At 61.1% G+C, this 19,274-nt stretch carries 19 protein-coding genes; 10 read left to right on the plus strand and 9 right to left on the minus strand.

Features of this window, described 5'->3' with window-relative positions:
* Positions 1–7: 7 nt before the first annotated feature.
* The 3 genes from QFZ57_RS20100 to QFZ57_RS20110 all read right to left on the minus strand — a co-directional run bounded on the left by QFZ57_RS20100 (position 8) and on the right by QFZ57_RS20110 (position 1,607).
* A complete protein-coding gene (locus QFZ57_RS20100) occupies positions 8–550 on the minus strand; it encodes a hypothetical protein (protein ID WP_306901674.1) in 543 nt (180 codons plus the stop codon).
* Positions 547–1,317, minus strand: coding sequence for a ParA family protein (locus QFZ57_RS20105; protein ID WP_306901675.1), 771 nt, complete (start codon positions 1,315–1,317; stop codon positions 547–549). The genes QFZ57_RS20100 and QFZ57_RS20105 overlap by 4 nt, the downstream gene beginning before the upstream one ends.
* A 110-nt stretch (positions 1,318–1,427) precedes the next feature.
* The gene (locus QFZ57_RS20110; protein ID WP_306901676.1) at positions 1,428–1,607 is read right to left on the minus strand and encodes a hypothetical protein; all 180 of its coding nucleotides are present in this window, start codon (positions 1,605–1,607) and stop codon (positions 1,428–1,430) included.
* Between the two features lie 1,239 nt (positions 1,608–2,846).
* Between QFZ57_RS20110 and QFZ57_RS20115 the strand changes: the two genes are divergently transcribed.
* From QFZ57_RS20115 to QFZ57_RS20135, 5 genes are all read left to right on the plus strand, one after another.
* Complete coding sequence (locus tag QFZ57_RS20115) at positions 2,847–3,950, plus strand: site-specific integrase (RefSeq protein ID WP_306901677.1); 1,104 nt, start codon at positions 2,847–2,849, stop codon at positions 3,948–3,950.
* Complete coding sequence (locus QFZ57_RS20120; RefSeq protein WP_306901679.1) at positions 3,947–5,446, plus strand: tyrosine-type recombinase/integrase; 1,500 nt, start codon at positions 3,947–3,949, stop codon at positions 5,444–5,446. The genes QFZ57_RS20115 and QFZ57_RS20120 overlap by 4 nt, the downstream gene beginning before the upstream one ends.
* Positions 5,433–5,825, plus strand: a complete 393-nt coding sequence (locus QFZ57_RS20125) for a DUF6262 family protein (protein ID WP_306901680.1) — start codon at positions 5,433–5,435, stop codon at positions 5,823–5,825. Before QFZ57_RS20120 ends, QFZ57_RS20125 begins: the two co-directional genes overlap by 14 nt.
* An 89-nt stretch (positions 5,826–5,914) precedes the next feature.
* A complete protein-coding gene (locus QFZ57_RS20130; RefSeq protein WP_306901681.1) occupies positions 5,915–6,613 on the plus strand; it encodes an HAD family hydrolase in 699 nt (232 codons plus the stop codon).
* A gap of 274 nt (positions 6,614–6,887) precedes the next feature.
* Positions 6,888–7,478, plus strand: a complete 591-nt coding sequence (locus tag QFZ57_RS20135) for a recombinase family protein (RefSeq protein WP_306901906.1) — start codon at positions 6,888–6,890, stop codon at positions 7,476–7,478.
* 119 nt (positions 7,479–7,597) lie between these two features.
* Here QFZ57_RS20135 and QFZ57_RS20140 read toward each other — a convergent pair whose 3' ends face one another.
* Entirely contained in the window at positions 7,598–7,987 is a 390-nt protein-coding gene (locus QFZ57_RS20140) for a hypothetical protein (RefSeq protein ID WP_306901683.1), read from the minus strand.
* A 342-nt stretch (positions 7,988–8,329) separates the two neighbouring features.
* The gene (locus QFZ57_RS20145) at positions 8,330–11,476 is read right to left on the minus strand and encodes an SNF2-related protein (protein ID WP_306901684.1); all 3,147 of its coding nucleotides are present in this window, start codon (positions 11,474–11,476) and stop codon (positions 8,330–8,332) included.
* 652 nt (positions 11,477–12,128) lie between these two features.
* Between QFZ57_RS20145 and QFZ57_RS20150 the strand changes: the two genes are divergently transcribed.
* The 5 genes from QFZ57_RS20150 to QFZ57_RS20170 all read left to right on the plus strand — a co-directional run bounded on the left by QFZ57_RS20150 (position 12,129) and on the right by QFZ57_RS20170 (position 15,313).
* A complete protein-coding gene (locus QFZ57_RS20150) occupies positions 12,129–12,659 on the plus strand; it encodes a hypothetical protein (RefSeq protein WP_306901685.1) in 531 nt (176 codons plus the stop codon).
* Between the two features lie 211 nt (positions 12,660–12,870).
* On the plus strand, positions 12,871–13,407 hold the full coding sequence (locus tag QFZ57_RS20155) for a hypothetical protein (RefSeq protein ID WP_306901686.1): 537 nt from the start codon (positions 12,871–12,873) through the stop codon (positions 13,405–13,407).
* 37 nt (positions 13,408–13,444) lie between these two features.
* A complete protein-coding gene (locus QFZ57_RS20160) occupies positions 13,445–13,627 on the plus strand; it encodes a hypothetical protein (RefSeq protein ID WP_306901687.1) in 183 nt (60 codons plus the stop codon).
* 79 nt (positions 13,628–13,706) lie between these two features.
* Positions 13,707–13,856: a hypothetical protein gene (locus QFZ57_RS20165; protein WP_306901688.1), complete on the plus strand. Its 150-nt coding sequence runs from the start codon at positions 13,707–13,709 to the stop codon at positions 13,854–13,856.
* Positions 13,857–14,635: 779 nt separating this feature from the next.
* Positions 14,636–15,313 carry an 8-oxoguanine DNA glycosylase OGG fold protein gene (locus QFZ57_RS20170; RefSeq protein WP_306901689.1) on the plus strand — a complete coding sequence of 226 codons (678 nt, stop codon included), beginning with the start codon at positions 14,636–14,638 and terminating at the stop codon, positions 15,311–15,313.
* Positions 15,314–15,339: 26 nt separating this feature from the next.
* On the opposite strand, the gene QFZ57_RS20175 is transcribed toward QFZ57_RS20170, so the two are convergent.
* The 4 genes from QFZ57_RS20175 to QFZ57_RS20190 form a co-directional block, all read right to left on the minus strand.
* Positions 15,340–16,035 carry a uracil-DNA glycosylase gene (locus QFZ57_RS20175; RefSeq protein WP_306901690.1) on the minus strand — a complete coding sequence of 232 codons (696 nt, stop codon included), beginning with the start codon at positions 16,033–16,035 and terminating at the stop codon, positions 15,340–15,342.
* A 15-nt stretch (positions 16,036–16,050) separates the two neighbouring features.
* The gene (locus QFZ57_RS20180) at positions 16,051–17,637 is read right to left on the minus strand and encodes a competence protein CoiA (protein WP_441296750.1); all 1,587 of its coding nucleotides are present in this window, start codon (positions 17,635–17,637) and stop codon (positions 16,051–16,053) included.
* Between the two features lie 123 nt (positions 17,638–17,760).
* The gene (locus QFZ57_RS20185) at positions 17,761–18,423 is read right to left on the minus strand and encodes a hypothetical protein (RefSeq protein ID WP_306901692.1); all 663 of its coding nucleotides are present in this window, start codon (positions 18,421–18,423) and stop codon (positions 17,761–17,763) included.
* Positions 18,424–18,434: 11 nt separating this feature from the next.
* Positions 18,435–19,046: an RNA polymerase sigma factor gene (locus QFZ57_RS20190; RefSeq protein ID WP_306901693.1), complete on the minus strand. Its 612-nt coding sequence runs from the start codon at positions 19,044–19,046 to the stop codon at positions 18,435–18,437.
* Positions 19,047–19,274: the final 228 nt, after the last annotated feature.

Consider the following 19,274-nt stretch of genomic DNA (forward strand, 5'->3'; position numbering starts at 1 on the left):
TGCGGGGTTAGCGGTTGGAGCCCCAGCGCATTCGGACACCCTGCTCGATCGCGTCTCGCAGGGTGACGCCCTCGTTTTCCTGGGCGTCGTAGAGCAGATCCAGGATCTCCTGGGACACGCGCGTGCTCAGCGGGAAGGTGACCTCGCGGCGCTGGGACTTCTTGTTCGTAGTCGCCTTGACCTTTGACCCTCTGGAGGCCTGGCGGGCAGGAGCTGGTGCCAGCGACTCGAAGGGAACCGCGGCCTCTGCAGGGGCAGCCTGGGCAGGTACTGCCTGGACCGACGTCTCCACTGCAGCCTCTGGTTCTGGCGCTGAGACGGGCTCAGCTGCGGGAGCATGAACCGCAGCCGGCGCTGCTTCTTCGGTCGGATCCTTCTCTCCTCCCCCACTAACGAGGGTGGCCTCAGCCTGGACCGGGGCTGCGGAGGGAGCTGCCGGGGAATGCGTTGCCGGGTTGTAGTCGACAGGGTCCACCGTCTCATCCGGAGCGGGCCGGGGCCGGCGGCGCAGTTGTGCGGGTCGGTCTTTGATTACGCTTGCCTCGGTCATCGGATGATCTCTTTCATCAGCTCGGTGTAGGCCTCCACTACCGGCAGGCCTTTGCGGTACTCCCCGTACCACTCCTGGGTCATGCGCATCTCTTGGACGATGGTACGGTGCGGAACCAGCGGGGTGAGCAGCATCCCGGTCTCCCGCAGCTCCTCGATGCTGGCGACCGCGATTCTGGACATGACGGTGGAGGCAACGGCGCCGACGATGATGCCGGCTTCATGGAGGTTGTCGGGCGCACCGATGCGCTTGCGTGAGGTGCGGAACTGTTCAACGCTGCGGCGGGCACCCGCTACCCCATCGACACCGTCCACCGTTGCGCCGGCGGCGTACACGATGGTGTCTGCTGCGTTGAGCGCGGAGAGAGTAAGCGGCCCACCCTGACGGTTCGGGCAGTCGATGATGACGACGTCGGCATCGATACCCATCAGGGATGTCTTCAGGCGGAGCTCTGCGTGATCGGCCCGGTCTGCTTCACGGTTGGAGACGCTGCGGGCAGACGGAACGACGCGGAGGTTGGGGAACCAGCTGGACTCCACGGCTAGGTCTTCAGCCCAACCCTCTGGGTCCGGGTCGCCCAGGATGGCACCGACGTGGAGCCCAGACTCCTTCGGTTCTACCCCGATCCACTTGGTTGCGGCGGCACGGGGGTCGAGGTCAACGAGGACCACTTTGCGTCCCGAGGCGGCAGTTACAGCGGCGAGAGAGACAGCTGACGTCGTCTTGGTGGCGCCACCTGACTCGCTGTAAACCATGATTGTTTGCATGGGTTCCAGCTTCCCGGGGGGACTTGTGCGTTTCAAGGAGCCACGCCGACCACGCCCCCGCTTTGATCAAACTGGCATGACAGGTTTCTTTCATTCATGCATGAATGGAATTATGCACGCATGGATGCAGCATTCTTCTCCTGCCGGTCGTTGTCGGCGCCAAGGGCACGCAGACCACTCCCCTCCCCCACCAGGGTCAGGGGCGATTCACGTGCAGGCCCGGGCGTCCTCAGTCCTGCGGCGCGTCCTTCGTGCTTGCAGTCATGCATGAACGAATGCAAGACCGCCATGTCAGCAGGATGATCTGGACGGGGGTCGGACTCGGTGTCAGAGCGGACCAGTTGGTAGCGAGGATCCAACTACATCCCTGCATGCTTCCTCCAGTGCCAACATGCGAGGATGCATGCAAGCTGGCGTTCATGCCCGCGTCCATGCATGCAGGCATGCATGGCGGCATGCGGGGCTGCACGCTTGCGCTCAAGCTGGCTGGCCACCAGCTTTGCTTGGGTTAACGCTGTCTCGCGTGGACCCGGGTTTCATTTCCCGCAGGCCTTTCATGCATGAATGCACGCCTTCCATCGTCGCTCGGGCGAGATCTTCGAGATCGGGAATTAGTTAACCCAGGAGGTCCATGAACTGCCGTGGCTCCGAAGCTTCATCCATGAATGCAGGCAAGCCAGCCTGTTGCAGCTTCGAAAACTTCGTCAATCTTTTGGCATGAATGAATGCCCGTTCCCAGTGACGGACCGGCGCTTTCTGTCTTTCTTTCATTCATGCATGAAAGAAGGAATGGTACATCGGAAGTCGTCATGCCCGGGCGGAGCTTGTATTTCTGAAGGAAGGCGGAAGTGCATGCATTCATGAAGGAAGGCTTGCTGTCTGGCTCGGGAATCCACTCACCCTTGCTGCCGTCAGCCCGGCCCGACCCGCGCTCGGGCCCCGCCCCTGGCGAATTGCAGCCTCGCGATCATCGTCTCGTGACCTCCGGTGTCGTCCATGCTGGTGGGGGAGGAACGGGGCCGGAGCGCTTGCGAGCATGCTGGCACGCGCGAAAGCATGCGCGCCGAACGGCTTGCCTGCCTGCCTGCTGTCCTGACAGCACGCTAGCCCGCATGCATGGTTGCGTTCATGCATGCATGCATGGGGGATGGCGCGAAGGCTTGCCGCGTTGCCTTCGTCAAAGTCTCGCCGATAACGGTATTGGCGTTCGTCTCGCCCTCGATCAGCAGGAGTTTGTGGGCGAAGTCTTCGGTTGCCGCTCAGGGGGCTAATTTGGTCCCGCGTTCTCGGACTGTTTGAACGTTGAATACGGCTTGTTCGATGACGAACGTTCTGGAGGTGGATTGAAGTGCAGCGGTGGAAGGGTGGAGATGGGACGCGATATCACGGGGACACGTCAATAACGACCGATATCTTGAGTCGTCTTCAGGCTGTCCGTCATGTAGTTCACGGGGGTTTGAGGCTCTGGTTGCTTCGTTGTGGATGGGTTAGCGTCTTGTCCGTCCACGAGGCAGCTGACGGGAGCGGCGATGCGGGTATCGAAGGTGTTGGATCCGGCAAGCAATGCGGTGTCGTACACAGTGGTCGGCGTGGCCGGTGTTGTGGAACCGGCGGAGCGTTACCTCCGGTATTTGGCCGAAACCGAGCGGTCACCGAACACGATCAAGGCCCACGCCCACGATTTGAAGGACTGGTTCGTTTTCCTGCACGAATACGGGCTCGACTGGCAGTCGGTGAAGCTGGAAGACGTGGGGGCGTTCATCCGGTGGCTGCGACGTCCGCCGGACATGCGTGGCCAGGTCGTTTCGGTGCTTCCGACGATCGGGCACCATTGCGGCGAGGCGACGGTGAACCGCAAACTTTCCACCGTCTCGATCTTCTATCAACATGCCGCCCGACATGGCCTTGACCTCGGCGAGCTGATCACGTGCTGGGACCCTTCCGCCCGACAGGGTGGCTGGAAACCCTTCCTGCACCACATCAGCAAGGGGGCGGCGAAACAGCGCCGGGTGGTGAAGCTTCCCGTGACGGCAAGGATTCCCCGTCTGCTGGCCCCCGAGGAGGTCCAAAGCATTCTGGATTCGTGCGAGCACCGCCGGGACCGGTTGCTGTTCGCGCTGCTCCATGACGCGGGTATCCGAATCGGTGAGGCCCTGGGGCTCCGGCATGAGGACATCGCCGTGGCCGAACGGGAAATCACTGTCCGTCGGCGCGATAACACCAATGGTGCGCGTGCGAAGTCGCCGCATTCGCGAACCGTCCCCGTCGCCGCCGAACTGATCCGGCTGTATGCCGGCTACCTCGACGTCGAATACGGTGACCTGGATTCCGACTACGTCTTCGTCAACCTGTGGGGCCGGCCCTACGGGCAAGCAATGACATATGCCGCCGTCCATGACCTGGTGCGGCGGCTCCGGCGGCAGACGGGCATCGCGTTCGACCCGCACTGGTTCCGGCACACCTATGCCACTCGGATGCTTCGGGAGAACGTCCCGGTCGAGGTGGTCTCTAAACTATTGGGCCATGCGAGCCTGACGACAACAGTCAAAACCTATGCGCATATCTCCAGCGATGATGCCCGCCGCGCACTGGCCGATGCGGGCTGGTTCGCCTCCAGGACGGTGACGATATGACCACTCTGCATCCCGTGCCCTCACGAAACGTCCCACTGCCGGTCCGGACGGGGCCCTCCCTGGGCGCCGCGCCGTGGGAGACCGAGTTCCCCAAGGACGTCTGGCATGCCAGGGCCCTCGGTATCGCCGCCCGCAGCCAGGTCACTGTCCACTTCGATAACATCACCCGGCCCTGGCTGAAGCAGCTAGCCAAACGATGGGCCCGCTGGCGGCTGACGACCGGGTTGACGGTTGAATCCGCGGTGCTGGGAACCAAAGCCGTGGAGAGCTTCAACGCCTTTCTGGATTCAACGAGGATCCCGGTCACCGGCACCGCCGACATAGACCGGGAGGTGATCGAAGGGTTTCTGGCTTACCTGCACACCCACAGCGCCGGAGCACCATCACACCGGATCCGGATCGGACAGTTCAACACCTTCCTGCTCACCATGCGCCGCCATGGCTGGGTGACCGATCTGCCCAGTACGGCACAGATCTACACCGAGGACTATCCCAAAGAGACGGTCCGGCAACCCCGGGCCCTGAGTGAACACGTCATGGCCCAGCTGGAAAACCCTGAAAATCTCGCCAAAATGGCCAGCCCACATCACCGACTGATCACCGTGATTCTGATCCGGTGCGGGCTGCGGATCAGCGACGCCGTGGCCCTGACCCAGAACTGCATCACTCGGGACAAGGACGGTGCCCCGTATCTGCGGTATCTGAACCACAAGATGAAACGCGAGGCGCTCGTCCCCATCGATGAGGAACTCGAACGGGCCATCGCGGAGCAGATCAGCTACGTCAACGGCACGGGCAACTCCGGGACGCGACTTCTTTTCGCCCATGACCGGGTGGACGTTTACGGCGCCGGACACATCAGCGCAAGCTCATACACTAACGCTCTTCGGTCATGGGTCAGGGAGTGTAACGTCACCGATGAAAATGGCACCCCTGCGGTGGTCAGCCCGCACCGCTTCCGCCACACGCTGGGTACCAGACTGATCAACCTCGACGTCCCGCAGGAGGTCGTACGCCGAATCCTGGACCACGACTCCCACCAGATGACCGCCCACTACGCCAGACTCAGCGACACCACCATCCGGCGGCACTGGGAGGCTGCACGGAAGGTCAACGCATCCGGCAGCGTCGTCGAACTCGATCCCGACGGGCCCCTAGCCGAGGCCGCCTGGTCCAAACAGCGCCTCGGCAGGGCGACCCAGGCACTGCCCAACGGCTACTGCAGCCTCCCGGTGCAAAAAACCTGCCCGCACGCCAACGCCTGTCTAACCTGTCCCATGTTCATCACCACCGCCGACTTCCTCCCGCAACACCGCGAACACCGGACCCAGGTCGTCCAGATCATCTCCGCCGCCGAAGCCCGCGGCCAACAGCGACTGGCCGAAATGAACGCCCGGGTGCTCGGCAACCTGGACCGGATCATCCAAACTCTCGACAACGAAACGCACGCCAACCCTGACCATCTGCACGAGGAAAACAACCGTGCGGGCAGATAACAGCCGCCACATCCGGCAGGCCGCGGAACGCCGGCACGAGCTCACCCGCTCCAAAGCCGTAGCGGCACTGCGTGAACTAGAAAACCAAGGCGGCGCCGTCACGTTCGAAGCCGTAGCCGCGGCCGCAGGAGTATCCCGCTCCTGGCTCTACACCCAAGCCGACCTGCGCGCGGACATCATCGGACTGCGCGACGACCGTCCACGCCAACCCAGAGCAAGCCGAAGCAGCGCAAGCACCGGCTCCGTTCGGGCCCGCCTCACCGCATCTCTTGAACGGAACCGCGAGCTAACCGCAGAAATTGAACGCCTCAGACACCAACTGGCCCTCGCATTGGGACACGCAAGGCGTCGGAACTCAGCGGGCACTGAGGAAGCGTGACGGGGGCGAACGTCGTCCGGCACAAAGATGTACAACTGACCTTCCAGAGCCTGAGCGGTGGTGCACGATGGGCCCGCTACGCTTGGCGAGTGGAAATTCGAGCCGTCCTATTCGATCTGGACAACACCCTGTTCGATCATCCGACGTCTGTCCGCGCCGGAGTGGATGCGTTCCTCCGACATCTCGGAACGGAGCAGTCCGACGAACTGACGCGTTCGTGGTTTGAGATCGAGCAAGTCAACTACGACCGGTTCCTCACCAAGGAACTCTCATTCCACGAACAGCGCCGTGAGCGGCTCCGCGACTTCCTCCCTCAAACCGGGCTTGCCGTTCCCAAAACGGATACCCAGCTCGACGATCTCTTCGCCGTCTATCTCAGGAAATACGAGGAAGCGTGGACAGCGTTTCCGGACGCGGCACCCGCCCTGCTGGATCTACGGGCCGCCGGCATGCCCGTGGGCGTCGTCACCAACGGGAACCACGACCAGCAGACCTCGAAAATCAACAGGATAGGCCTCGAACCGCTGATAGACCGGATCTTTAGCTCGGAACTTACCAACCACGCCAAACCGGCCCCAGAAGCGTTCGCAGAGCCCTGCAAAAGCATGCAATTATCGCCTGCCCAGACCCTGTACGTCGGGGACAACTACCGAGTTGATATCGAAGGAGCCCGGAACGCGGGACTACAAGCCATCCATCTCAACCGGGAGGGCACCAGAGGTAAGGGGACAATCCAAAGTCTCGCGGAATTGCTTCCACTTCTCATCGAAGGAACCCACGTCATCTAGGTTGACCGATCCGTGGGCGACACCATCTCGAGTGAATCACGATTTTCGGACGGACTTCGAGGACCAAAGACTCCCCGGGTGCACGTCCTGGACATTGTCCAGAGCGGAAGCGCCCCGTAATCACAGCGTCGAACGCGCGCGACTAAAGATATCGATCGTTTCTGACCTGCATCCGGCAAGCCTCCGAAAAATGTCGCAAAAGCACTCATATCGTTGGTCAGAACTGGTTTCCGAAATGAAAACTGGTCAAAACCCACAGTGGAGGCTTTTTGACGTGTCTGGCAACGTAATTGGTTACGCGAGGGTCAGCACCCGGGGACAGTCATTGGATTCTCAAGTGGATGCGCTCGTTGCGGCAGGGGCCGTGCGTGTATTTCAGGAGTACGCTTCCGGCGCCACTCAGGCGAGGGCGCGGTGGAAGGAATGCCTGGGCTACCTGCAGCCAGGCAATGTTCTGACAGTTGCTGACCTGACCAGACTGGGCCGGAGTACCGCAGATCTGGCTGACATTGTGACGGTGCTGGGGCAGCGGGGGATAGGGTTCCGGTCTCTCGCTGAACCGTGGCTGGATACTGCCAGCGCACACGGCAAGCTGATCTTTGACATGTTCGCATCCCTTGCAGAGTACGAACGGTCTCGGCTGTCTGAACGGACAAAGGCCGGCCTGGCGGCGGCGAAAGCACGTGGGCGGCTTGGTGGCCGGCCTCGAACGATGACTCCGTCTAAAACCGAGGCCGCCCGGCAGCTGCGCAGTCAAGGAAAAACTTTGAAGGAGACTGCCCAGATACTCAGCGTCAGTGTCTCCTCACTGACCCGGGCCCTTAGCCGGAATGACGTCCCAGAAGTCGCAACCGCAGCGGCGTAACGCAGCTCTACTTTTGAGATAGCTTCTGGGACGCTCAGGTTACGGACAAGCCGGTATACGGCGGGAAGGTAGCCGCGGGGGAGTGAGTGATAGCTCTTCGTGTAGCGAGTTTCCCCGCGTTACTGCTTATCGGCCCAACGTTCGTGGGCGGACTGTCGGCTGATCCCGACTGCACGGCCGATGTCCGCCCAGGAGGCTCCCGCCGCCTTCGCCGCGGCAACGGTCTTATCCAACCTCTGGCCGGCCTGGCTGTGCTCACACGCAGCTGCTGCAACACTTAGGATCGCTTCCGATGGGGCGATGTGGGCCTTCCACTCATCGTGGATGGCGTCTTCAACCTCTCGAGAGGCGTCAGCGAAATCCTCCAGCGCAACGTAGTCCCGACGCTCACCGAAGTCAGCATCGGCCGGCGAAGCAACTCTTTTCCACATCTCGCCTTGCCAGCCGCAATCGCAGGCTCCACGCCAGCCCATCATCTCTGCATCGGGAACTACTTCGTAGTCAGTCATCAGCTTGTCCCGCTTGTACCGCCCGGATACACCCTTGACGAGCCTTCCTTCACCTGAAGACGAGGAAGATAACCGTCCATCAGGCGCTACACAGGCAGCCCACCCCTCGTGTTCGTTGTCGTTTGAAATCCAGCCCACTGTCCGACCTTTCCTGTCAGGAGTTCCTGACAGCCAGTCTCTCAGGAGCCCCTGACATTGACTAGGCATAGCGGCACAGAATGCTTACGGTCCAGCGATGGGTGTCCCCGGTTTCAAGGAAATGGAACACTCCGATCCATGACCCTTAACTCTAAGAACCCGCCAAAGTCGTCCTGGTTCCGGGACTCCCACGATTCCGCGGAATTAAGCGCCTGCATTTGTCGGAGTGGCATCGGGGACACCCAGGATGCAGGCTGTAACACGCTTTGCCAGTGGTGCCCCGAGCGGGAGGCCTGTGAACATTGCCTCAACGAGTTCGATGTCAAGCGGCTCTGCGCGGAGTTTCGGCGTGATGTGTTTGAGGCGAAGGTAGCGAGAGCCCTTGCGTGCGCTGCGGGCTTCGTTGAGTAACGGTTGGACGAGTTCTAGCCATCGCTCCGCTATCAAATAGGGGTCAGGGTGTGTCTCGTCACTGGGTGCGGCCAGTGTGCGGACTTTCCTCCACCGCTCGCTGGACTCATGGTCTCCCCTTCGTGCGGCGTTGATTGCCCAATGTTCGGTGACTTGAGTCATTTGATCGAGTGCCCTCAGTAGGCGCCGTGGAAGGAGTAGCCGTTCGAAGCGCGTGGCGGCTGTGAGATATCGGTTCAGCCACTCCTCGCAGCTTGGATCGAAGGGAAGGCTGGGCGGGTCGTGGCTGAGTTTCTCGCGGAGAGGTTGCACGATGTTCTCCAGACCGATGATGGGTTGAGCGTCCGTGCCCTCAAGCAGGATCCAGCGCGGGGCGCCGTGTCCGACGCCAGCCACGGCAAAGAATGCCCAGGGCGTTGTGGACCTGATAGGGCTGACACGGGCGAGCACGCGATGCGTGGTGGTGCGGTGCTCCTCGTACACGGGGCGAGATATTAGCCCGTCCTGTCCCTCAACCAGCCGGCGCACGGGGTCGAGTGCGTCGCGGATTCCGTCCCAGGACTCGTCGCCACCAGCTTCCAGCGTGGCGATGTGTTGCTCGATCTCGACGATTTCCTGCCCCTCCGTGAGATTCGGGACCTGGAGGTTCGAGCCCAGTAGTGAGGTACTTTCCTGGGCGCGGGCCGCGAGGAGCTCGTTGGCGCGGGTGGCGAATAATGCGCCATCGCGTGGCCAGTAGACTTCGATCGCATCGTGCCGGCTGTCCATCCGGTCGACGCGCCCGACCCGCTGCTCGGCGACTCGAAGGGTCGTTGGGACGTCGAAGTGGACCATAGCTGAAGCGCCCTGCAGGTTGAGTCCCTCGTTCATGGCATCGGAGCAGAGCGCTATCCCAGGGGCGTGGCTGTCCGGCGCGAAGACGCGCTCCACCTCCTTGCGGGTCCTCGTGTTGGCACCGGTTGCAACGATCACCGGTGTGCCGCCCTTGTCGATGAGCGGTTGGATCGACGAGAGGGTAATGAGGTGATGGTCGAAGGCTATGACTCGGGCGTGTTTCCGGCTGAGCTGTGTAATGAGGTCGGCCTTGGTCTGTTCGCGTGTCGTCGACAGCTGTTCGGCAGCGTTGAGGATCGTGCTGTAGCGCTCGATTTCCTGCTGGCAGGCGTCCTGCCATGCATCGATGTCCGTGAGCCAGGGCGGCACTTCGCAAGTGAGGACAATCTCGGGAGGTCCCTGGCGGGCGAGCCTGGCGATGGATTCAAGCATGTTGCCTGTCGGCTTTGGCTTGAACGCGCTGGGGATTGAACATAGTCTGACCGCTTCCTCGGTTCCGGCGACGTGCTCGATGAGTGCCGCCTTGGACGACCGCATAGCTGTCACGACATGGTGGTTGGCGAGTCCGCGGGCGGCCGCGAGTCGGCTTTCCAGCCAGCGCTCGTCCGTGAAGTCTTGAGCGAGTGTTAGTGGGACTGCGATCTGGTTCCCGAGCAGAGCGATGCCGGTCAGTTCTGCCGATGCCTTACGCACTCTGGCCGCGGCCGCCTCATCCTCGCGGCTCTCTCCTGTGGCATACGGTATGGACTCGTGTCGCGGGTATTGGCAGACCCGCCGCGTCACGGGGTGCCGATATGCTTCGGGATTGTCGTCGACCATGGCGTTCAGCATTCGCTTAGTGCGCCGTACGGTGAATCGCTGGATTTCGCGGCGAAGCAACTCCTGTTGCTCCGATGAGATCTCAAGGCTTTGGCTGCGGCGTCGTTCGAGCTTCTCTAGAACATCCAGGGTGTCGTCCTCGAAGTTGTCCGCCCCCAGGAGACCGACCAGCTGGAGAAGGTCAGCGGAGCCCCGGTTGATCGGCGTCGCCGTGAACAGCAGGACGTGCTCGGCTAGGCTCTCCCGGACCTGACGAGTACGGTTTGAGCCCTGGCTTAGGAAGTTATGGCCTTCGTCGACGGCGAGAATCTGCGCGTTCTTCACCGCCAGCTCCTGCGCACGTGGTCCGTCCTCTGACTGCCGGCTCAGCAGTCCGTGTGAGACTGTGTTTATTGAGACTCCACATGAGACCGCCTCGCGATACCAGGTGTTCTCCACCGACGGCGGACACACTAGCACTGTGAGATCGCGCCTCACCCTGCCCGTGCTCCATAACCGGTCGCGCACAGCACGGACCAGGTGGGCCCCCATCCGCGTCTTTCCCGAGCCGGTGGCATCGGCAACGAGGACGCTGCCAACATTCTCCACGATCCAAAGGGCCTGTGCGATCCCGGACACCTGTGACGGCCAAAGCTGAGAGCCTGCGGCGTCGCTGGACAGATAGCGCTTGGCCCAGGCCCCGTCCAACAGGTCAGAACACGCCCTAGCCAACGCTTCCTGCCAAGGGACAAACCGAAGAAGGGCGCGCAGCAGCTCACGAAATTGGTCATTCCAGGACTGCCCGACATTCCAATAGTTCTCCGCGACCTTGATGAGGCTTCGGTAGCGGTGCGCATCGGCGTGCCGCTGAAATCTGGTGTTCGCCTCGATCTGGTTGCTGAGGCCGGCACTTGTGAAATTGCTCGATCCGGTGGTCGCCGCGTCCGATCCAACATAGATCTTCGCGTGCAGTCGCGTGGACCCATCAACAAACCGAACATCCAGCCGGCCCTCATCCAATACTTTGAGTACGCGGAGAACCTTCGCAGACAGCCGCAGGGACACGCCCTCTTCCTCAAGCCAGAATTTTCGGACCTCATCGCTGAACGTCACCTCCGAGGAGGCGAAGCTGGACCTGGTCGATGCGAACGGCTCCGTGCCGAGCAGCACTCTCGCCTTCGCTGGTGCATCATGAGGCTCTCGATCCCAGGCTGCAACCAGATCAACTAGTTCGGCAATCGAGGAAAAACCCGCAACGACCAGCGGTGAATCGGATGAGACCAGATCGCTCCACACCACTGCCCGCACTCGCGCGCCCGTGTGGTTGACGGGAAATTGGTCAGCCGCTGGCCAGTCGAGGCTCGCCAACCTCTCCAAGACGTAGCCCTCCGGCTCGATCGAGAATAAGTCGGCCTGCCCCTCCCACTCGTCACGACGTGGACGGCGACTGGCCCCTCGCTGACTCACCGTCGACCCCGAATTGATAGCTGCGCCCAGGGACTGACAGCCTCGGCCACAAAGCCGGCCATCCCTGCCAGCAACCAGCACTCATCCGTCTCCGAAATTGGCATAGTCGTCCTTTTCTGCGCGCTGCGCCGCAAATGCGACGACCAATGTGATGTGAGCGAGGCCAAACTAGCACCACACACCGACAAAATCAGGCGACCGCCTCACGGCCCCCGTCCACAGGCGTCTCGTCAGTGTGGCCAGCTAAGAGCTGGACGTGCTTCAAGCCGTTCGCCCCTGTCCTTGGGCGAGCAATCTGCCAGATCCCGCTGCGCGCTCAGTTAGGCGCTCCCTCCGGCGGCAAGCCCATATATAAGCTGGTGAATGCATGTGCTACTCGGTCCTACAGGGTCACTAGAACACTGTTGTATCGCCGTAGCATATGAGCTATCGTGTCCTACACGAAGCTAAACAGTGGTAGTACACCTACTACAACCATGAAGGATGGACTATTATGAGCGAGTACACCGCCGATACCCTCAGTCGAGCACTTGCCGCTGCTGCCGAGGCGTTCCTCATTACGATTCGCGGCGATGAGGAAGAGGACTTCAACCCGGTTAGCCGGTCCGAGGACGTTACATGGGCACCCGCGGCAGTCGAGCCGATCTTGTTCGACCCGCTGACCGACCCGCTCCCGATGAAGGCCACACCCGACCGAGAGGCGGACCAGAAGTTCCAGGACATGTGCTCGCTGGTCTATATCGGCAGCATTGGTCGGTTCTACGCCGAGACGGGCGAGGGCGCCGGCGCCGAAGAAATCCGTCGATTTGCCCTTAAGGCTGGATACAGGAACGGTCGTGCCGTGAACGGTTGGAGTTCACGACCTGGCAGCATCCGTGCGGTGGAAGTGATAGACGGCAAGCGATATATCAATCAGACCGCCGCGAATTGGCTTCCCAAGCTGGAACGCGCCCTCGGTGTCAAGATCAAGGGCGACACCCGGTGGGTCGAGGTCGATGATGAAGGGAACGTAACCTTTTCGTAGTTCCCGACCGCGTACGGCCCGTGGCTTCTGATACGTGGCCTCTCGTTAACCTCAGGGGAGAGCCCGCGCAGGGGTCCCAGCTGAGTGCAGGACTGGGTGCATGCTTCTGGTGTCCCGCTGGGAGCGTCCCACTTCTAAGGAAGTGGGATTGTCAGCCGAACCGGGGGAGCTATTTACGGACGTGTGTACTGTCCCCGTTACGCTCGTTCACATGACAAGCACCGACCAGCGGCCACCAGAGAATCCGAGCGCTTGGAATTGGCCCGCCGAGTGGGCAACCGAGCGCACATTTTGGCGCGAGGTTGCAGCTCGCACTATCGCCGGTGTTCTGAGCCTCGTCATCTTGGCTGTCCCAGGTCTGCTCTACGCCACCATCTTTGGACTCTTGAAGCCGGAAACTGGGGTCCCGATACTCATCGGAATCACACTGTTCGTCGTGGCCCTGGTCATCTACATAGTCGTGCTCCGCAGGATCCGCCGGAAGGAGAGCGGGGAAATTGAAAGAGTGCTGGCGAAAGATGAATCCAGGGGGGAATCGACACCTTCGCCGGAGGAGATTATGCGGTCCTCTCCTGAGGCAAGGAAACGCTTGCTGGCTGCGTTCTCAAAGGTGACTCAAGACGGAATCAGTCAGGCGGAAAAGATTGCACGTGACGCGCATAAGAGAGCGGCGTTGATAGGTGCCGGCTTGGGCATCTTGGTCCCGGTGGTCGTTTCTCTCTTAGTGCCCTTTATGCCTCATCGTTAGATCGCTCTTTTTTCACCCGGCCCGCCATGTTCGCGTGATGCTCCACCACCTGGTCTTCGAAGTCGTGGACAACTCCGTGGACGAGGCAACCGTCGAGGTGGTCATGACCATCCTGCACGCGAGCGGCAAGTGTGGGGCCGGGTGGGTTCCCCATGCCAGGGCCGCTGACCCTGTCTACTCATGTCCCTCAAAAATTCTTCTGGTGAAGCCCCCTGGTTGACACTCGTTGCCGGCTGGCTGAAATCGGTCTCGTCCCCTAGAAAACGCCTAGAAATAGGGGCTGCGCTTCGAATCGTGCGGTGATACTCACCGGCACCGTCTCCACTCCAGATAACGCTTACGACTACAGCAGCGCCGAGGGTTCCACGTATGAGGAAGCCCGCGCCAGGCTGGACATGCTTCTGCAAGAGGGGCAGAAGCTGATCATCATTCGCGCCGAGCGCGACTAGCCAAGCCCGGCAACATTAGCCCCAAAAGGCCTCAGAAACTCCGGGAAAATGTGGCTGTGGATAACTGATACGGCAGAATTGAGGTGTGCCGAGAAGGGACGCCTTATGAAGGTCCCCGACAGGCTGCTGACTTAAATGCGTGAAGCCCGCGCCAACGGGCTTCACGGGTCCTGAGTCAGTCGGATCGAGCCGTTGACACCAGGCGTTGTATTGAGGAATACACACTTAGGTTATGTCCTGCTGCCCCATGGCAGCCAGTCCTACACCGGGAAGCGGCTCTCCCCTCGTCATTGAAAGGACGGCCGCTTTGTCCAAAACCTCTAAGAATCAGCCCCCATGGGCGCTATTCAGCTTCATCGTCAACGCCGTACGGCTGGTAGTTGTGCTGCTCCGTAACGGGTTCCCGGGTTTCCCCTGGCACTAACGGGGGACTGCTGCTGTCGGGCAAGGGTTCACCGGCCCGGCAGCGGCACCCTCTCCGGCGCGAGTTCCGGGCGTGGCCGCAGGTACCGAAAGGCATGGCGGAAAACGTGCGTATGGAGGCTAGCAACGGGCGCCGAGAGAAGAATCGTGCCTGGCTGCGCGCTTGGTGACGGCTTACGGGCGCCCGCGCAGGGATCTAGAGGGTCAATATTCCGACTACCAGGCATGCGACGCCCAAGAGTCCGACAAGAGCCGATGAGGCTATTACGTGCTTGTACTGGAAACCAGTCACATCCACTGACCCCGGGGTTCCATATGCGAAAGTAAGTGAACCATCTACCTGGGGGAGATAGATTATGCCGGCTGTACCTGATGACCTGCGAAGAAGATTCCAGAACTGGGACGGGAAGGGCCGTCCACCGCAGGAGGCCTTCGAGTGGGAGAAGCGGAACTGGCAAAGGTACCTCGGCGACAAGAGCATCTTGGAATCACTTCCAAATCCCATTGACCGCGCTGGCGTTCTGGAGGCGTTCAAGCAAGTGGATGGCCCCGATTCGGCTCTCGACGCCTACGTCGCCAGCTACCTCTGGGGTTACGCCAAGGCCGGCTTTGGACCGTACCGGGCGGAGCGAGTCATCCGCTTGAACACGGACCTGGAGAACGGAAAGGATTTCGCCGTCGAGTTACATACCCTCGCCCGGATCGCGATGGCCGATGGTGGGGCTGCTGCGTTTGAGTATGTCGTAGACAAACGACGAGCCGATCGAAGGTTCTTCGCTCAGTGGGGACCCGCCTTCGCGACAAAGTACATCAGCTTCGCTACTAAGGCTTCAGACCTGGTAGTAACCACCCCAATCATGGACAGCATCGTCGCGGGATGGTTCAGGAACCACTGCAAAGAGATCGGGCCCCTGTGGCTTACCTGGTACAGCGCCGGCAGCTACCGCCAGTACACGGCTTGTATGACCGAATGGGCACAAGATCTCAGCATTGAACCCGAGCAGGTAGAACAGCTGATCTTCAGCGGGAACTGACCGCGGTGGGGATTTAGCCCCCGGTCTCACACAGCGTTCGTTTGGGATACCGCTGTCGCCTGAGCGAAGGCTTCCTGTAGCAGTACTCTGTTGGGTTTGCCTGTGCGCGCATCGGTCTTGTTATAAGCGAGCGGACTCGGGTGCGGCGCCTCAATAATCGGGAGCCCCTTGAGATCAGGAGAAGCCCCGAGCAGCAGCTGGGACCAGGCCTCCTGTGCTTGCTTGCCTAGAAGGAGAACCACCTTCGGGCGGGTCTCCAACAAGTCCATCAACTCAGCCAGCAGTGGAGCAGCCCTGCGCGCTTCGGCAGCCAAACTCCGTGGTGCAAAGGACGGGTTTGCGACCCACCAAGGGACGACGTTCCAGTGCAGCGACCTGGAATAGGGGAGGCCGCCGGCTTCAGCGGCGAGTGTGGAGTTATGTGCCGTTGGGTCATTGTTGTCCCGGCTGATGAATCCCGAACCCAGTTGCGCTTCCCCGGACGGGTCCTGCAATAGAACCAGTACGTCGGCTCCCTCCGTCGCCGCCCGCGGATCGAAATAAGGGACGCTTTCCTGTGTGGAAACCCGGATGTGGTCAACCCACCTGTTCAGTGGGCCAACAACGCCTTCGTATCTTGTCTCCTGCCGGTGCTGAAGGACGTGGGGGAGGTGATGCCGGCTAAGTAAGGTTCCTGCGTTGTAGGCATGCTTGTTCCATATGACGGTGGATCTGTCTTTCACGCTGCCTGCCGTTCCCTATCTGCCGCCATCGGTCTGGCTGCGTGGAATCGGCACGCACCGATCAAGCAGTCGCTTCATTATCGCCGTGCCCTCATCTTCAGGGGTCCTTCCCCTGGAGATGCCCTCATAAAATTTATCCGAATAATGCCGGTAGCCAGGGCCTACGTTTGCTTTCGCCCTGAGCTGGCGCCAAAGGCACTCGTATTGAGGGTGGGGCTGTCTGCCGCACCAGTCGCAGGAGTTGGTGCCGGTTGGTTGTGGCTTTTCCTTCCTCCGGGACGAGGACCAAGAACTGGAGGCTGATTCCCCGTGGTCCGGATACCGGTGACCGGTCATGAGGGCCACAGCGTCTCTTGCGGAGATATCCGTTCCCACCAGCGCAACGTCTGCTGCGCGTGTGCGTGGTGAATGCCGGCGCTGGTGTTGACTGGATATGTAGCCGTCAAAGGTTGCTTGTTGGCCCCCTGACGGCTCCTGGCCGCATGGTCCGAAGCCCTTGTCCGCACACAGATGGACCTGCGTGAGGATTCCATCAGCCAGGGGAATTCGGGCCGTCACCGGGATGGTCGCTGACTGCCAGCGGGTCTCCAGCTCCAGGAAGCCGTCCCCGAAAAAGCCTGCCCTGCAATGCGCACACCCGTAAGCCAGGTAAGTCTTGTCTGCCTTCTTTGAATGGTGCATCCGCAATGGAGCCAGCGGCGGACGGCTGCCTTTGCCCAGAACCGCTGCGACGTCGCCAGCGACGAGAGCCTCGATGCGTTCGGTTGGCCACAAAGGATAGTCTGTCCGGGCGGCGTCGGTCGTCTCCTGGCAGCGGGACTGGAGGGACGCTGCACTGATCCTCCAAATTGTGGATGGCCGTTTGCAGGCCCAGCAGTTCTCGCTCAGGTAATGAATCGTCACCGAGGTGATCCGCGCCTGGATCCGGTCGAGGTACAGCCCCAGCAGGAGAGCCGTGACATGGGCGTGCAGACTCGTCGATGCTGCTGGCTGGAACGCTTTTTCCGCCAGGACATCAAATGGAGCATCGTCGCCCTCGAAGACGACGTGGGGCACGCCGGAGCGCCTGGCCTCATCCTTGTTTCGCCGGTGAACGTACCAGAAGCACTCCACGCCGTCAGCGGCATAACGATCCTGCCTGCGCCTGAAGTCTCCGGCGTCCTGGCGCGACCATTGAACCTCCAACGCCAGGCGCCTGCCATCGCGCTCTGCCAAGACGTCCGCTGTCCACGCCCGTCCCTCTGTGCTCCACTCGACGTTTACATGCCAGCCTGCATCCCGGGCCGCCTGGGCGATCAGCGTTTTGAGCATGCGATGCTGAGGTGACTCGTTCCAGCAATCGACGAGGCCGCATTGCACGCCGGCCTTGTGGGCAAAGTGTCTGAGGCCGCGTCTGGACGTGCGAGGGATTCCAGGAACCCCGCAGCGCATGAGCAGGGACCTACTCTTGTACACGCTCCTAACCTGATCCCAGCGCTCCTCCGTGGCTAGGTAGGATTCAATTCGTTCCCCGTCAAGAAACGCCACCAGCGGCATGGGTCCCCCTTTTTTGCAGCCCGCAGGCATTTGATTCACCCTAGCCACCTGCACTGACAAAAACATGCACCCCCACCGGTTTTGACGATGATTGGACTGCTATAAGGGAATCAAGGCCAATCACAGGTGCCCAGGCCGAGCAGGCATCCCCATAGGCCAGTCGGGCGATACTCATCTCGTGATTCTTGATTACTTCTCGTTCAGCGTTTCGGCGAGTGTTGGAATACCGAGTTGGGCGCAGACCTCAGCGGGGCCGGGAATGACGGCGACGGTGTTATCTACGACGCATGCGGTCAGGAACGGGACATAGTTGCCGAGGGCCATGCTGACCGGCCCTGGCCAGAGGGGCTTGCCGTTCTGGTCTTTGTCAGCCCCCTCACGGAGTGGGCGATCACCCGGTGGGCCATCTGGAGGAGACAGAAAGCCGTCAGGGATGATGTCGTTGTTGATTCCATATGGGTTCATGTTTCCCATGTCCCATACGCGGCTGCACTGGTTGATGGGGTCGTTGACCTGTTGCATGCCGGCGTTTTTGTCGTCCGGGTTGGGGTTGTTCCTTGCGTCGAATCCGGTGATGAAGATCCCGGTGGTGATGTACGGCGGCCTTGTGTCGCCGGGAGCGCCTTGCACTGGGGTCGTAAGGTCGGCCCGGTAGTAGCACCGGATGTCCCGTTTGTCTTCCACCGGCGCCAAGGCCACGTAAACGCCGGCGGCCGTTGTTCCGGCCAGTGCCAGGCCAGCGAAGGTGAGTACTGCCGGTTTGCGCCACCGCGGCGCTGTTTTGGCGTTCCGGCGGGCCTCCTGGACGAGGAGGTTCTGAACACGATTTTTCGTGTCTTTCGGGTAAGTCACTTCAGGCAGGTTCATGACATCCTCGCTTCAACGATCGTCGTGTCGAGTTGTTGGGCGGGCATTTGTGTTTGATTCATCGCCGCCAGTTTGGTGCGGGCGCGATAGAGTCTCGATTTGACTGTTCCGATTCGGACGCCGAGGGTTTTAGCTGCCTCTTCCTGACCGATTCCGTTCATCAGGCAGAGGACAACGACGTCCCGTTCCCCGTCGTTTAGGCCAGCGGTCGTGTCCAGTAACTCGCGGACGGCACGTTCTGCATCAAGCCTCGATGCAACCGATTCTGCATGGTCCGCTTCATTGCGTCCGTGGCGGGGATCGGAGTGCGGGAGCCTGGCCAGGAACTCGGCATGCCTCCGCGATCCCCTGGCACGGTTGCGGTTCGCATTCGTTGCCACGCCAAGCAGCCACGGCAGCAGAGTGTCCCTCTCCGGTTTGAGCCTGTTCCGTTGTCGCCACGCCTCCAAGAACGTGATTGAGACGAGTTCCTCCGCGTCATGCCAGGAACCACAGCGGGACAGGCAGTACCGGAAGATTGCATCGGAGTGCCTGTCGAACAGGACCCCGAATGCGTCAGCGTCGCCTGCGATGCACTCGCGCCACAGGTCTTCGTCGGTTTCCCCCATTAGCCTCATGCCTTGTAGTGTCCGCAGGATCCGAAAAGGTTCCCGTCCCGCAGAAGTCGGCGCCAAGGTGGCGCCAAGGTGGCGCCAAGGCGGCAGATAGTCCTGATCCTAGGCTGGCCTAGTCCGTTCCAGTGTCCCAGTTCCAAGGAAATGGGACCGCTGCGATGCCGCGACAACAACCTCGCGAAGAGCGCAGAGCAACGCGACAGCACGCGCTAGTAACCCAGT

Source organism: Arthrobacter sp. B1I2, assembly GCF_030816485.1.
GTDB lineage: Bacteria > Actinomycetota > Actinomycetes > Actinomycetales > Micrococcaceae > Arthrobacter.